The organism is Bacillus sp. T-10(2022) (assembly GCF_056502895.1).
In genome coordinates this window covers 5,503,572-5,518,356 of sequence record NZ_CP113518.1, presented here as the reverse complement: position 1 = coordinate 5,518,356, position 14,785 = coordinate 5,503,572, and the positions used below count along the sequence as shown (strand labels likewise).

The 14,785-nt window shown below is 38.8% G+C and carries 13 protein-coding genes, 1 tRNA gene, 1 pseudogene and 1 riboswitch; of the genes and pseudogenes, 11 read left to right on the top strand and 4 right to left on the bottom strand.

Going from position 1 to position 14,785, the window contains the following annotated elements; all coding sequences use genetic code 11:
• Positions 1-24: 24 nt before the first annotated feature.
• Entirely contained in the window at positions 25-1,212 is a 1,188-nt protein-coding gene (locus OSJ91_RS27330) for a class I SAM-dependent methyltransferase (RefSeq protein WP_485890776.1), read from the top strand.
• A gap of 106 nt (positions 1,213-1,318) precedes the next feature.
• Here the strand turns inward: OSJ91_RS27330 and OSJ91_RS27325 are convergent, their stop codons facing one another.
• Entirely contained in the window at positions 1,319-2,869 is a 1,551-nt protein-coding gene (locus OSJ91_RS27325) for an ABC-F family ATP-binding cassette domain-containing protein (protein ID WP_485890775.1), read from the bottom strand.
• A gap of 596 nt (positions 2,870-3,465) precedes the next feature.
• Between OSJ91_RS27325 and OSJ91_RS27320 the strand changes: the two genes are divergently transcribed.
• The 6 genes from OSJ91_RS27320 to OSJ91_RS27295 all read left to right on the top strand — a co-directional run bounded on the left by OSJ91_RS27320 (position 3,466) and on the right by OSJ91_RS27295 (position 7,489).
• Positions 3,466-3,912, top strand: coding sequence for a DUF2712 domain-containing protein (locus tag OSJ91_RS27320; protein ID WP_485890774.1), 447 nt, complete (start codon positions 3,466-3,468; stop codon positions 3,910-3,912).
• 117 nt (positions 3,913-4,029) lie between these two features.
• Complete coding sequence (locus tag OSJ91_RS27315; RefSeq protein ID WP_485890773.1) at positions 4,030-4,791, top strand: hypothetical protein; 762 nt, start codon at positions 4,030-4,032, stop codon at positions 4,789-4,791.
• Complete coding sequence (locus OSJ91_RS27310) at positions 4,781-5,503, top strand: WxPxxD family membrane protein (RefSeq protein WP_413020056.1); 723 nt, start codon at positions 4,781-4,783, stop codon at positions 5,501-5,503. Before OSJ91_RS27315 ends, OSJ91_RS27310 begins: the two co-directional genes overlap by 11 nt.
• On the top strand, positions 5,490-6,218 hold the full coding sequence (locus OSJ91_RS27305) for a DUF2705 family protein (RefSeq protein ID WP_350300745.1): 729 nt from the start codon (positions 5,490-5,492) through the stop codon (positions 6,216-6,218). The genes OSJ91_RS27310 and OSJ91_RS27305 overlap by 14 nt, the downstream gene beginning before the upstream one ends.
• 9 nt (positions 6,219-6,227) lie before the next feature.
• Positions 6,228-6,851 carry an ABC transporter ATP-binding protein gene (locus OSJ91_RS27300; protein ID WP_350300744.1) on the top strand — a complete coding sequence of 208 codons (624 nt, stop codon included), beginning with the start codon at positions 6,228-6,230 and terminating at the stop codon, positions 6,849-6,851.
• On the top strand, positions 6,848-7,489 hold the full coding sequence (locus tag OSJ91_RS27295) for a hypothetical protein (RefSeq protein ID WP_350300743.1): 642 nt from the start codon (positions 6,848-6,850) through the stop codon (positions 7,487-7,489). Before OSJ91_RS27300 ends, OSJ91_RS27295 begins: the two co-directional genes overlap by 4 nt.
• Before the next feature lie 251 nt (positions 7,490-7,740).
• On the opposite strand, the gene OSJ91_RS27290 is transcribed toward OSJ91_RS27295, so the two are convergent.
• Positions 7,741-9,930 (bottom strand): DNA topoisomerase III, encoded by a 2,190-nt coding sequence (locus OSJ91_RS27290; protein WP_350300742.1) that lies wholly within the window; start codon positions 9,928-9,930, stop codon positions 7,741-7,743.
• A 224-nt stretch (positions 9,931-10,154) separates the two neighbouring features.
• On the opposite strand from OSJ91_RS27290, the pseudogene OSJ91_RS27285 reads away from it, so the two are divergent.
• Positions 10,155-10,516, top strand: a pseudogene (locus OSJ91_RS27285) (DNA topoisomerase III); the annotation flags it as partial.
• Positions 10,517-10,570: 54 nt separating this feature from the next.
• On the opposite strand, the gene OSJ91_RS27280 reads toward OSJ91_RS27285, so the two are convergent.
• Positions 10,571-10,735, bottom strand: a complete 165-nt coding sequence (locus OSJ91_RS27280; protein ID WP_156404392.1) for a hypothetical protein — start codon at positions 10,733-10,735, stop codon at positions 10,571-10,573.
• Between the two features lie 509 nt (positions 10,736-11,244).
• A tRNA-Arg gene (locus tag OSJ91_RS27275) sits at positions 11,245-11,318 on the bottom strand.
• A gap of 175 nt (positions 11,319-11,493) precedes the next feature.
• On the opposite strand from OSJ91_RS27275, the gene OSJ91_RS27270 reads away from it, so the two are divergent.
• From OSJ91_RS27270 to OSJ91_RS27260, 3 genes are all read left to right on the top strand, one after another.
• The gene (locus OSJ91_RS27270) at positions 11,494-12,372 is read left to right on the top strand and encodes a polysaccharide deacetylase family protein (protein ID WP_485890772.1); all 879 of its coding nucleotides are present in this window, start codon (positions 11,494-11,496) and stop codon (positions 12,370-12,372) included.
• Positions 12,373-12,458: 86 nt separating this feature from the next.
• Positions 12,459-12,633, top strand: a riboswitch (cobalamin riboswitch).
• Between the two features lie 165 nt (positions 12,634-12,798).
• Complete coding sequence (locus OSJ91_RS27265; RefSeq protein ID WP_350300741.1) at positions 12,799-13,764, top strand: ABC transporter substrate-binding protein; 966 nt, start codon at positions 12,799-12,801, stop codon at positions 13,762-13,764.
• Positions 13,727-14,782 carry a FecCD family ABC transporter permease gene (locus OSJ91_RS27260; protein WP_350300740.1) on the top strand — a complete coding sequence of 352 codons (1,056 nt, stop codon included), beginning with the start codon at positions 13,727-13,729 and terminating at the stop codon, positions 14,780-14,782. The genes OSJ91_RS27265 and OSJ91_RS27260 overlap by 38 nt, the downstream gene beginning before the upstream one ends.
• Positions 14,783-14,785: the final 3 nt, after the last annotated feature.

Here is a 14,785-nt window from a genome sequence, read left to right as displayed (position 1 = left end):
TCTTTTGATGTTTAGGAGGTACATATGAAGGCAAGTTATTATCATACAATCACCTTAATGGCGAACATGTTGGATCAAGCTAATATTCCATACCAATATACAGGTCGATCTGCTCTGTTCGTACAAGGAGTGGATATCGATGAATATCATAAAATCGACCTGGATGTACAATGGGATGTCTTTAATGAGTCTTTGGATCTTTTTTCCGAATACTCCCCAACAAAGCCTGAAAGAAGTCCTGAGACTGCATTCTTTCTAATGGATGTCGAGGGGGTTTCTGTCACTGTTCGCTGCCGGTTTAACACGACCATTAAAACGGACCCTTATCGCTTGTCCATAAAGATGGGGAATATGGAGGTTTGGTGCAGGTCGTTATACAGTTATTTATACGAAGAAGAAATGAGAAAGTACAGTACCGTGATTCATGCTTACTTATCAGCCGAGCAGAAGGGGTTCACAGCGGAAAATGAACAGGCGTGGAACCAGAATAATTATTTAGCGCTTGTCAATCGTTATGGAGATCCCGTGGAATTGGCATCAAAAATCAAGCAAAACCCAAAATGGAGACTGCACCCTTTTTATAAGTATATGGGAGATATATCCGGTAAAAAAATCACTCATTTGATGGGATCGAACGGTGTCAAAGCAGTTGCCCTTGCCATGTTGGGAGCTGAAGTGAAAGTTGTTGATTTTTCCCAGGAAAACGCAATGTTTGCAAATGAGCTGGCGAGTGGTGCCAATGTCTCCATCGAGTATATCGTTTCGGATGTCCTTTCACTATCATCCGAGCATGTATCAGGGAATCAGGATTTGATTTTAATGGAGCTCGGTGTGCTTCACTACTTAATAGATCTGCAGCCGTTATTTGAAAAAATTAAAATGATGCTGAAACCTGGAGGCCGATTCGTACTGCATGAATTTCACCCGATTTCAACAAAGCTCATTACTTCAAATGGTAAAAAACACAAAGTCACAGGCAACTATTTCGCTCCGGCAATCGAAAACAATGAGGTCGCATTTTCGAAGCATATGCCTGATGAGGAAAAAGGGAGCCTTTCAAGAGTTGTACAGCGTAAATGGACAATCGGGGAACTTATAACGTCAATAGGTCAATCAGGGCTGGTTATTAAAGTACTCGAGGAAGAACCTAATCATAAAATGCATGATATTGGGCTTCCGAAAACATATACCTTGGTGGCGGAACGAGTTTAAGCTGCATGATGAGGGAATGATAGCTGACTGAAGGAGCCTTTTCAGTCAGCTTTTTATTTATTCCATAATAAAGGGGATGCCGCGTACCGCGACATCCCCGAAAAAATTAATTTTGTGCCGACCATTCCTCTACATCCCATACTTTGGTTACCCAATCTTCATAGAAATCAGGTTCATGGCATACAAGGACAATCGTTCCTTTATACTCTTTCAATGCACGTTTCAGTTCTTCTTTTGCAACGACATCCAAATGGTTCGTCGGTTCATCGAATAACAGCCAATTGCTTTCGGTAAGCATGAGTTTACATAGGCGCACTTTTGCTTGTTCTCCACCGCTTAAATGGCTCATCGGACGTGTAATGTGCTCGTTTTTCAAACCGACACGGGCAAGAATCGCACGTACCTGCGGTTGGTCCAGATGCGGAAATGCATTCCATACTTCATCGATCGGCGTCGTATCGCCTGCTTTCACTTCTTGTTCAAAATAAGAAGAAAAAAGGAAGTCGCCAAGTGATCTTTTACCGCCTAGAGGATCGATTTTACCCAAAATCGTTTTTAATAGAGTGGATTTACCAACTCCGTTACAGCCGACCACGGCAATTTTTTCTCCCCGCTCGATGGTCATGGACAACTTCGGAAGCAATGGGCGGTCATATCCGATCTCCAGATCTTCACCTTCAAATACATAACGGCTGCTCGCACGTGACTCTTTAAAGTCAAAGGTAGGTTTCATTGCAGTTTCCGGACGATCGATACGTTCCATGCGGTTCAATTGCTTTTGACGGCTCTTTGCCCGACCGGTCGTTGAATAGCGGGCTTTATTTTTTGCAATGAAATCTTCCTGCTTTTTAATGAATTCACGCTGTTTTTCATATGCGTTAATATGTTGGTTTTTATTCAATTCAGCCAGCTCAAGAAATTTTTCATAAGTTGCCGTGTAACGGGTCAGTTTAGAAAATTCAAGATGGAAAATGACGTCGACGACGCCGTTCATGAACTCGGTGTCATGCGAAATTAATAAGAATGCATTAGGATATTCCTTTAAGTAGCTGCTCAGCCAGCGGATATGCTCTACATCCAAGTAGTTCGTCGGTTCATCAAGGAGCAGTACTTCAGGCTGTTCCAAAAGTAGCTTGGCTAGTAAAACCTTTGTCCGTTGTCCGCCGCTTAGGGCAGAGACATCACGGTCCAAACCGATTGCATCCAACCCTAAACCGCGTGCCGCTTCTTCAATTTTAATATCCAGATTGTAAAAACCGCCGGCTTCCAGATTGTCCTGGATTTCACCCATTTGTTCCAAGAGTTCTTCAAGTTCCTCCGGAGTGGCAGTACCCATTTTCTCTGTAACTTCATTCAGTGCCTTTTCCTGCTCGAATAAAGGTAAGTATGCATCCCTTAATACGTCGCGAATCGATTTTCCTTTAGAAAGTATCGTATGTTGATCAAGATAGCCATATTCGACACCAGGTGTCCATTCGACCCGGCCATCATCATGGATAAGTTGCCCTGTAATGATATTCATCATAGTTGACTTCCCGACACCATTTGCCCCGACCAGACCAACATGTTCCCCGGCCATCAGGCGGAAGGAAACATCCTTGAATAAGGTACGGTCACCAAAGCTGTGTGCTAATTTATCTATAGAAAGTAAGCTCATTTATATTGAACCTCCCAATTAATTTGAAAAAATCCCTACGTTTCATCATACTAAAATCTGCACAGGAATGCTATCTAATCTATTAATTTACATATATGTGGGTACTGAGAAGAGCGGCCCATCGATTACTGTGTTATGGAACTCCCGCCTTCTCCGCGAGTGGTCGATACTCTCTACTACGAATCATAAAAAGGACTCAATTAAATGTCAAAAAAGACACAAGGAGTTTCAAATTTGAAACTCCTTGTGTCTTTAATTTTTATAAAATGAAGATATCCCATCTTAATTTATGAAGCTTTATTCGGGAAATCGGAGTAACCATCACAAATTAGAAAAAAGCTCATTCGAAATTGCTATTCTGTTTCTGATTCATCCATTATAAAGGCCTTTTTTTTTTGCACAATATTTAAATTGAACAGGCTAGTTTGTGAGTTTAATGCGTCTAGCGGTTCTTTGTAGGTCTTTCATTCGTGGTATTTCTTAAAGAGTAGTGTCTTTAAATTGGCGCCGTTAGAGAACTATTATTTAGGTGAATATAGATTATTGTAATTAACGGCATGTGGTTGATTACAAAATAATTATTTAAGGAGAAAAATATGACTATTTCAAGAAAATCAAATCTTTTTATGTATGTATTGATTATCGTCTCAATTTTTAGTATTGGTTCAAATGTTTTTGCTGCTAACAATACGGGTGATGATAAAAGTTTTCGTTTTACTGTTCCTGCATCTAGCAATCCAGGTAAGGGCACTACTTACGATAATGGTTACTCACAGACGCAATCAAGATCAACCGCAGAAAAGAATGCCCCATGGTATTTGAATCTTGGCTATTCTTCAGAAGGTGCAGGAACAATTACAACGATGTGGCTTGCTAAAAGTAGTTCTGTCTACTCACATCCAAACAACTATTACCAAGGAAAGAAATATACAATAAAAGTTAAAAGTGCTGTCAGTGGTTCAGTACGTATTGGCGCTGAAAATAATAATCTTACTTCAAAATCACACACCGTATCAGGATATTGGGATCCAGCAGTACGTTAATAGGAAGATAGCATATCCATATTCATGTATGTTAGAGGCCGCCCCCTTTTTACCATCATGAAAGATTTGTAAGAAGGGGGCTTATATGATATTTAAAATGCATAACAAGGAGAAAAAATGAAAAGTCAATTTAGTAGAGTGTTAAGAAATAAATTAAGCCGTATGGTAATTTTAGCTATCATCCTGATTCCTTGTATGGAGATCATTCAGTTATTATCGGCTGTTATTTATGAAGATTCCTATCTGGCGGAGGCCTTTTTTCTTTCAGGGTCGACGATTGGACATGTAACACAAATTATTTTACTGTGGTTTCTCCCACTTTACTTACTGGTGATTTGCTCAGATGATCCTATACAAGATAAGAAGACAGGCGTTAGAGACATTTGGATTTCTAAATTAGGAAAAAAGAAATACTTCTTTGTTAAGCTTAAAACTGCTTTTATTATGTCTTTTTCTGTGATTTTTTTAGCCTTAACAATAAATTTTCTAATCAATTTTCTTTTTTTTGATATGGCTGGATTTAGTTCAGCGAACAATTATGACGGAGTGTCAGGGGAAGCTTTTTTAAAGAAGCAAGTGGAAAGTCCTTATCTTAGTATCTTTTTATTTTCCTTAACAACCTCTTTTTTTGCGGGTTTGATAGGGGCTGCTGGTACTTGCTTTAGTATGCTGACTTACGATAAAAAAATAACGTATCCAGTAACGTTTGCATTTTGGTATATCCTTATTTCAAATAAGGAGTCGGTAATGTATCTATTTCAACCGTTTGCCGAGTACGGGTTAGAGACTTTAGTACCCATTTTTATTACTTCAACTCTTGCTTTTCTTATTCTGTATATATTGACGTACCTCCATGAGGTGAAGATAAATGAAATCTAAACGGTTGCTTTCAACTATCTGTTTATTCCTGTTTATGGTGGTGCTTTGGTATAAACAAACAAGTGACTTTGTTCATCTTCAACCACTTTATAACAGGTTTCTCTCAATAAACTCTAATATATATTCGCCGAATTCAATCGAAGCACATGTGCTATTTTTCACTTATCCTTTTTTGATGTTCGTAAAAAACACTGCAACTCCAAGTCATGCAGCAGCAACAGTTAGATATTTAATGCGTGGTGCAAAATATCAGAAGGACGTTCTAAATGCTTTCTATGCAGTTCTTATTTTCGTTACAATCCATCTTTTCATTTTAAGTGGCTATAACTTTTTCTATTTGGGAAGTGTTTTTTTAAAAGATGTAAGTTTTGTTCAGATCCTATTATGTGAGTTTCTTGGTCTTGTTTTTTATTATTTCTCGCTAGCTCTTCTTTATATAGCGATTAAAACGATCCTAAATTCAGATATATTATCTTACTCTTTTGTGTTTTTTATTGTGACATTGACTTTCTTTTTCAATAAGTTAGTCATGCAAGAGTTGTATACACCGATTCGAGATCTAGCAAATATCGTTTTATTATTAGTAGCTTCTGGTGATATGTACAGTATAGTAACGATTTTTTTGCGCCAAATAACGATTGTCGTAGTCCTGCTTGTTTTTGGGTGGAACATGTTTCAAAGGAAGGATTACCTGAAAAATGACTCAATTTAGAAATGAAGCGTTCATCTTGTTTATTGTTGCACTCATCCAATATGTATATTTCATGAATGATAGTTTAGCTCATTCTTCCTTTCCGTTTTTGGATGGGGTACCGACACCAGTTAGTTATCCTCACTCAGTTACCTATTTAATGGGCTGGTATATATCGATAGCTGCAAGTAGCTTCATTTTATTAGGACACATCTCGGATTCACTATTTGATTACGGAAAATATATCATTTTAAGGGGAAAAAGTAGGATTTCATGGCTAATGTCTAAAGTAATCCATATGTGGAGGGTTGTACTGGTTTTAGTTTTTTCTCAATTAATTGCTACAACTTTTTTTCAAACAATCTTGGAATCTGATCCTGTACTTGAATTTACACACCTGTTTGAAGGTATATTGTTTTATGTGTTAACAATCATGGCTATTTTATCCATACAAATGATATTGGAACTGTATATGAAATCTCAATTGGCGTTTATATTAACCAATTGTTATGTGCTTCTATCAATAACGATTGTTGAAGGTTTCGTTCAAAAAAAAGTGCTATTTCATGTGTTTTTCCCGAACCTTTCAATGAGTTTTCGCAATGGCATTATTGCTAATCCTAACTTGCAGGAAACGGTAGGCCAATTAAATGAGCCGGGGCTTTTTTTAGTTGTTATTATTTTGTTTCTGCTTTGTCTTTCCGTAATAAGAATAAAAAAAATAGAATTAATGTGAGGAATTATAATGATTGAAGTCCATGACTTATCAAAGAAGTTAAAAAAAAATAATGTTTTACAAAACATCACTTACACCTTCGAAAAAGGGAGAATCTATGGTTTGGTTGGAAAAAATGGATCTGGTAAGACCATGTTGCTTCGGGCGATAGCTGGACTTATTATTCCAACTGAAGGCAGTGTAACCATTAATGAAAAAGTATTGCATAAAGATATTTCGTTTCCGCCAAGTATCGGTATTATTATTGAAAATCTCGAATTGCTTCCCCAATTCGATGCTGAGACTAATTTGAAAATTCTTGCTGCGATTAAGAAAACAGCGTCGCTCGAAGATATACAACACGCCATAAAGAGACTTGAGCTGGATCGGTTCGGTACATTGAAAGTAAGAAAATATTCTCTAGGTATGAAGCAGCGACTGAATATAGCACAAGCAATTTTTGAAAAACCTGAAATTATTTTATTGGATGAACCAACTAATGCAATTGATGAAAAAGGTGTGGAACGAGTTCTTGATATTTTTCAAGAAGAACGGGAGAGAGGTGCAACTATCATTATTGCCACTCATAATAAAGAGGATGTTTTCCCGATTTGTGATGAAGTTATAGAAATTAGTAATGGACGGTTAAAATGATGAGAAAATCTCAAATGATTTTTTTGGTTATCACATTTGTATGTTTACTCACAATAATATCCATACCGGAATTCATAAAATCTCTTACGCCAAATGAACACCTTGAAACAAAAAAAATCAAGGGCGGAGGTATCGAATACAGACTCACACAAGGCAACTTCCATGTAGGAAACGATATTCCAGAGGGGTATTATGACGTTACAAGCGATGGTGATAATTATTTTAATGGTACTCAACTTTCAGATGGTGATCATTTTTTAGGTTTGAAACTTTATGATGAAAATATAGCCCAAGTTAGTGGAAAAGGAACAATTAAGCTTGAAAGATCAGCTTTTTCACCAGTTAGTAAAGATGGTGATGTCTATAAAATACATCATTCTGGTTTCTATCAAATTGATGAACAAATAAAATCCGGAAAATATATCATTACTTATGAAACCAGGAATAATGAATCATTAAAGGAGGATCCATGGTTCCAAATTATATCTGATGATTTGCAAAAAATTATAGGAGGAGATTCCTTTGGAGATGCTAATCAGTTTGAAATTGACCTGAAGGAGAATACATGGTTGGAACTTAACCAAAGTGGATTTTCGACTAATAAAAATGTTTCTTTCTTCTTAACACCTGTAAAATAGGCGTAAATTGACACTTAATAACGATATAATCTTCATCTTTTGTTCTGCTCCACACTGTACGTGCAGCTTTCACCTCATAAAGCTTCCAAATCACTCATTTTACGAAGATTATGTACGTTCTTTATCTCAAATGGACTTCGACAGGGCATTTTAAAGATTGGTTATCGTCTCGTTTTGGGTTGCGGAAATCAATTTGGATGTGCCCTCCGCTCCCTAAATCTACATTTTCGGGAGTGGAGGGCAAAAAATTATTATTTATCTAAATTAAACCCTTTTAATAAGTCCGCAAATGGATTATTAATCGGTTCGGCTTCTTTTTCCTGCTCTTTTAAATATTTCTGAACGGAACGTTTATCCACTTTTCCACCAGACTCTTTTTTACGTCTTGCTTCAAAAGCAGATAGTTTCTCGCGGTATCCGCATTTACATGTGAAGATTTGACCATCGCCTTCACCACGTAGTTCCATTTTCTTTTTACATTGTGGACAGCGTGCATTCGTTACACGGGCGACATTCTTTTTATGGCCGCATTCACGATCTTGGCAGACGAGCATTTTGCCTTTTTTGCTATTCACTTCAAGCATTGGCTTACCACAGTCTGGACAGGATTTCGTTGAGATATTGTCATGTTTATATTTTTTGTCACTCGTTTTGATTGCACTGACAATCTCTTTTGTGTAATCTTTCATTTCATTGATGAACACATCTTTTTTCAGTTTCCCTTTTGCGATTAGCTCGAGCTTTTGTTCCCACTCAGCTGTTGTTGCAGGAGATTTTAGTTTTTCTGGCACTAAATCTAAAAGCTGACGCCCCTTAGCTGTGATATAGATTTCCTTACCGCCACGTTTTTCGAATAAGAACGAATTAAATAATTTATCGATGATATCAGCACGAGTGGCTACTGTACCAAGTCCTCCAGTAGATTTTAACGTGTCCACAAGCTTTTTATCATTTGTTTTCATGTATTTCGTGGGATTTTCCATTGCTGATAGTAAAGTCGCCTCAGTAAAGCGTGCTGGGGGCTTTGTTTGGCCTGACGTTTGAGTGATTATTTTTGTCTTTAATACATCGTCTTTTTCAATACGAGGTAATAACTGCTCTTTTACATCATCTGATTCTTCATCATCAAAATGGTTTGCATAAACTTCTTTCCAGCCAGAATGAATCACTGTTTTTCCTTTAGCGATAAATTTTTGATCCCCGATTTTCGTTTGCACTGTTAATTGCTCATATTCAAATGCAGGGAATAAAACAGCTAAGAAACGTTTCACGACAAGGTCGTAGATTTTGCGTTCTTTGTCAGTGAAGGATGAAATATTTACGTAACCTTCAGTTGGAATAATGGCATGGTGATCACTCACTTTACTATCATCCACAAATCCTTTTGACACTTTAATAGGTTTACTTAACACTTTATTTGCAAGAGGACGATATTCACCTATGGCACATGCTTTTAAACGCTCCGGAAGCGTACTAACGATATCGGATGATAAATAACGTGAATCTGTACGGGGATAAGTCAAGACTTTGTGTTGCTCGTACAATTTTTGCATAATGTTCAATGTTTCTTTAGCAGAATAGCCAAAGAGTTTATTCCCATCACGTTGTAACTCTGTTAAATCATATAGACCAGGTGCGAATGTTTTCTTTGCTTTGCGGTCAATGGTAACAACAGTCGCATCTTTACTTCCAAGTGATTTCACGATTGCGTCGGTCTTTTCTTTATTAAAGCTGCGACTATTTCCATTTTCATCTTGCCACGTTAACTTGAGTCCATCCGTTTGGGCTTCGATTCCATAATAGGTTTGCGGTTTGAAATTCGCAATTTCCTCTTCGCGTGCTGCAACCATTGCAACTGTTGGTGTTTGAACACGTCCACAGTTTAATTGTGCATTAAATTTTGTCGTTAAGGCACGAGTTGCATTCAAGCCGATATACCAATCCGCTTCCGAACGTGCTACTGCAGAAGTATACAAGTCTTCATAAGCTTTACCAGGCTTTAAGTTATTGAATCCATCTTTAATAGCTTTATCTGTTACAGAAGAAATCCAGAGTCGTTTGATAGGCTTATGAACTTTTGCTTTATCAATAATCCAACGTGCAACTAATTCTCCTTCTCTCCCTGCATCAGTAGCCACAATTACTTCATTTACATCACTGCGATTTAATTGTGTTTTAACAGTATTAAATTGCTTTCCTGTTTGTTTCATGACAACTAACTTCATGTGTTCAGGAAGCATAGGAAGGTCTTCCAGTTTCCAGGTTTTATATTTAATATCGTATGCCTCTGGATCTGCTAGTGTAACTAAATGTCCTAATGCCCACGTAACGATGTATTTATCGCCTTCTAAAAACCCATTGCCTTTTTTATTGCACTTCAATACATTTGCGATATCACGTGCAACTGAAGGCTTCTCAGCAATTACCACACTTTTTGACATTTGTTCAAACTCCCTTACTAACTATTTACCGTCTAATATAACATAATTTCAAGGAGGAAATTGCCCCATACACTCCTATTTTAGAGGACATAATAGACATTGCTTGTTTGAGAATTTAAACTTCTTTTTTTAAGCGTGAAATTTCATTTAACTTTTTTAGGAGAAATTGTAGTTTCTATATTTGAATAAATCTTAAAGTAGGAGATATTCCATATTCGTCCCCGTCAGGAACGAAATGTCCTGATTGCGGCAAGCTGATGCTAGAAGTGAATAGTAAAAAGGGAAAAATGCTCGTCTGTCAAGATCGTGATTGCGGCCACAAAAAAAGTGTTTCACGTGTAACAAATGCCAGATGCCCGCAATGTCATAAAAAGATGGAAATGCGCGGTCAAGGAGAAGCACAGACATTCACTGTAAATGCGGTTTTCACGAAAAACTATCTTCTTACAATAAATGAAGAGGGCAAAATAAAAATCAAAAAGTATCCAAAAATGAAGTATCCAATTATATGAAAAAGCAAAATAAAGAAGAGCCGATTAATACTGCATTGGCAGATGCCTTGGCGAAACTGAAATTCGATAAATAAAAGAAAAAGGATGGAGCAATCGCTCCATCCTTTTTCGGTATATTCCTGCTTCGACTAAATTTCATTCAGTACGGTGCCATGTAATTCATATTCAAGTGTTTTGTCAGTGTGTGTGTGTTTATCCGAATCTACTCGTATGAGCGTACTGAATGGCTTCTGATCACCCGGACTGAAAATTGCTTCATCATTCTCTGGATTCCATAGGCTGTAAATACTCATGATCGTATCTTCCTCCTTTGGATGAGAAGACTAGTAATTCCCATGTTTGATTATCATCCAACTCTTCAATTGACTCTAACGCTGATCACCGGGACTAAAAACCGCTGCGTCATTCTCTTTGTTCCATTGGCTTCTGATTGTACTCATCATGCACTATCATCTCCTTTGGTGAGAATGTCTTACAGTATTTGTATACCCGGATTGGACAGGTTAAAACATATATTTCAAAAAAAGACATGATTATATCCAGAAATCCATTTTTTCAGGTATATATTGACGTAATAAATACAACGCTTTTTACTATCAAACAGTTTGTATTCTTGTTCGCCAATATTTCCAACCTTTATGCATAGTTTGCAATCAGATTTTTTATATCTATATGGCTTGATGAAATAATTTAGCTTTGAGATCTGCGTTTTCTCCATCAAAAAATCAATTGTTCTTAACCAACAGAAAAAAACCCCTGTTACTCCGCGGAAGGACCGCTTGTAACAGGGGTTTATAATTAGCGTCCCAGATAGGAATCGAACCTACGACCTACAGCTTAGGAGGCTGTCGCTCTATCCTGCTGAGCTACTGGGACATATAAAAAAGTCGACGACTTATTTATTATATTTCTTATAGGCAAACTTTTCAAGCTAATAGCACATACTTATGAAAAAAAATCCTTACTCTTGTCTTTCCCTTTTTTTCATTTAATGGAATACTTTATTAATCGCTAGTTTTCTGGTACTATTTCACTATAAAAAATTAGGAGAATGATAGTGGGAAAATATAGAGTTTTATGGATGGCGGCATTGCTGGGGATTTTGATTTTACCTGGATGCTCACAAGGGATTTTAGAAGGTATAGGCACAAAGACTGCTGCACCGATTGCGGAAGATGAAATTGAAGTCGCCGAAGCGGCGGAGAATGCGGAAGGGCAGGAATTGGAGGGCAAAATCGATACGGAAGACTGGATAACGGTCGAGTCCGACGTCCAGCTTCCAATCTTGATGTATCACAGCATTTCTGAAGGTAATCGCCTTCGGGTTCCAAGGGAGGAATTCCGGTCTCAGATGGCTTGGCTTCGGGAGAATGGCTACTATACATTATCCCCTGAAGAAGCATTCCTCGTATTAACCGAGAATCGGATGCCAAGTGAGAAGTGCGTCTGGCTTACTTTTGATGATGGCTATACAGATAACTTCACGGAGGCTTTTCCGATAATAAAAGAAAATGATATGAAAGCAACTGTCTTCATGATCGGGAAGTCCATTGATAAAGGTCATCACCTGACTGAAAATCAAATGATGGAGATGAGCAGGAATGGGATTTCGATCGAAAGCCATACTATCAACCATTTGGAGCTGAACCGCATGACGGCAGAGCAGCAAGAAGCTGAAATGGTCCAGTCGAAGGAGCTATTCGACCGTATTCTCGACCAGGACACGACAGTGCTTTCCTATCCGGTTGGCCGGTATAACGAAGAGACTCTCAGGCTGTCAGAGGAAGCTGGATACAAGATGGCAGTCACTACCGAACCTGGGGGAGCTTCAAGGGAACAAGGGATGTATGCCCTGCATCGAGTTCGGATTTCACCCGGGTTATCAGTCGAGGGGTTTGCGTCACTGATTGAAAATGCTTCAAATCATTGAAGGTGGCAGGGGCATTTCGAACCTGTTCAGAAAAATCATTTAATAATCGATTCTTACATGGTGTATAATGAAGGCAGTGAAAATTATATACATATGAACGATTTGGTGTCGTAATGACTTAAAAGGGAAGCTGGTGAAATGCCAGCGCGGTCCCGCCACTGTATATGGGAGCTGACGGCTGTGTACCACTGTATGAGATATGGGAAGGTGCCGTTGACGATGACCATGAGCCAGGAGACCTGCCAAAATTCGTACACCTGTAACCTACGCGGATGGGAAGGTGTGTGGCAGACCATAAGAAGTCCGTAATGATATTGTTGCCATACAAGCACCTTCCGTTTAACGGGAGGTGCTTTTTGTTTTGGGGGCATCTTCCAAGATTATTAGGTGGAAAGAAATTAAATAAAAAGATTGTGGGGAATGAAAATGAAGAAAATTTTTGGTCTGATACTGTTGATGTTGCTTGTTGCAGGCATGATGGTCGGCTGCAGTGACACTACTGATGAAGGAAAAGAAAAGCAGCAAACGAATCATGCTCAACACGAAGCTTTCCCGATTACGATTAAAGATGCAACTGGGGAAAAAGTAACGATAGAACAAAAACCGAAGAAAATCGTTTCGTTAATACCAAGTAATACGGAAGTGGTCTTTGCACTTGGTTTGGGTAAAAAGGTCATTGGTGTTTCCGATAATGATAATTACCCGGAAGAAACGAAGGAAATTGAAAAAGTTGGCGGAATGGAAATGAACACGGAGCTGATTGTCTCCATGAAGCCTGACCTTGTTCTTGCGCATGCATCAAGTGCCCATAATTCGAATGAGGGTTTACAACAGCTTAAGGATGCTGGAATAGATGTCCTCGTAGTCAATGATGCACAAAGCTTTGACCAAGTCTATGAGTCTATTGAAATGATTGGACAGGCAACGGGTGAACATGACAAGGCAAACGAAATCGTTGCGGATATGAAAACGAAGCTCAAGGATATCGAGGAAAAAGCCAAATCCGTAAAGGAAGAGGATAGGAAGACAGTTTTAGTGGAGGTTTCGCCTTCACCGGAAATATACACACCGGGAAAAAATACTTTCATGAATGAGATGCTTAATATTATTTCAGCGGATAATGCTGCTGCTGATTTGGACGGTTGGGCAAAAATTGATGAAGAGTCGATGATTGCTGCAAATCCTGATGTCATCATTACAACTTATGGTTATTATACGAAAGATTCAGTAAGTGAAGTGAAGGGCCGAAAAGGATGGCAAGACGTAAATGCTGTTAAGAATGGCAAAGTCTTTGATGTCCATTCTGACTTGGTGACCCGTTCCGGTCCACGCTTGATAGAGGGAGTAGAGGAACTTGCCAAATCAGTCTATCCGAACCAATTTAACAACTAAATGGACGTTTGCTTATTTGATTGCGTTGTTAATTTTGTTATTCGCAATGACGATAGGCATTTCCTTTGGTTCGGTGTCAGTACCGATTCCCGTACTTTTACAAATAATCGGCAAGGAGATCTTTCATTTGCCGATTTCTGCTGATCCGGATGTGATGCTGACGAATATCGTGATGAACATCCGCTTGCCGCGTGTGTTGCTTGCGGGTTTGGTCGGGGCATCGCTTGCGATTGCGGGTGCGGCATTTCAGGGGCTGCTCCGGAACCCGCTCGCTGATCCTTACACATTAGGTATTTCATCAGGAGCATCGGTCGGCGCCGTATTGACAATATTCTTGAATATATCACTGCCGTTCATCGGTTTATACACTCTTCCGGCACTGAGCATCTTATGCTCAGTGCTCACGATGCTCTGCGTATTGACTTTTGCAAAAAAAATGGATCGATCGATGAAAGTGGAAACGATCATTTTAACGGGAATCATTTTCAGCTCGTTTTTAAGTGCATTCATTTCATTGATGATTGCGCTGACGGGTGATGAATTAAGACAAATCATCGGCTGGTTGATGGGAAGCGTTTCAATGCGCGGATGGAATTATATTGCAATCATTTTGCCGTTTTTTATTCTTGGTTCGTTTATCTTGATCATGAATACAAGTGAATTGAATGCGATGACTTTTGGGGAAGACCGGGCAAAACACTTAGGTGTGAATGTTAAGCGGCGGAAAATGTGGATCTTGATAGCCGGTTCGACATTGACAGGGGCAGCGGTTGCCGTTTCAGGGGCGATTGGCTTTGTAGGATTGGTCATTCCTCATTTTGTCCGAAAGATATGGGGACCTGACCATAAACATTTGCTTCCGCTGTCATTGTTGATAGGAAGCGGATTTCTAATTTTGGCTGACTTTGTAGCACGGACGGTCATTGCCCCATCGGAACTGCCGATCGGGGTGATCACCTCACTTATCGGGGCACCTGCATTTGCGCTGATTTTATTAAAGAGACGGAGAGAAGGGTAAAAA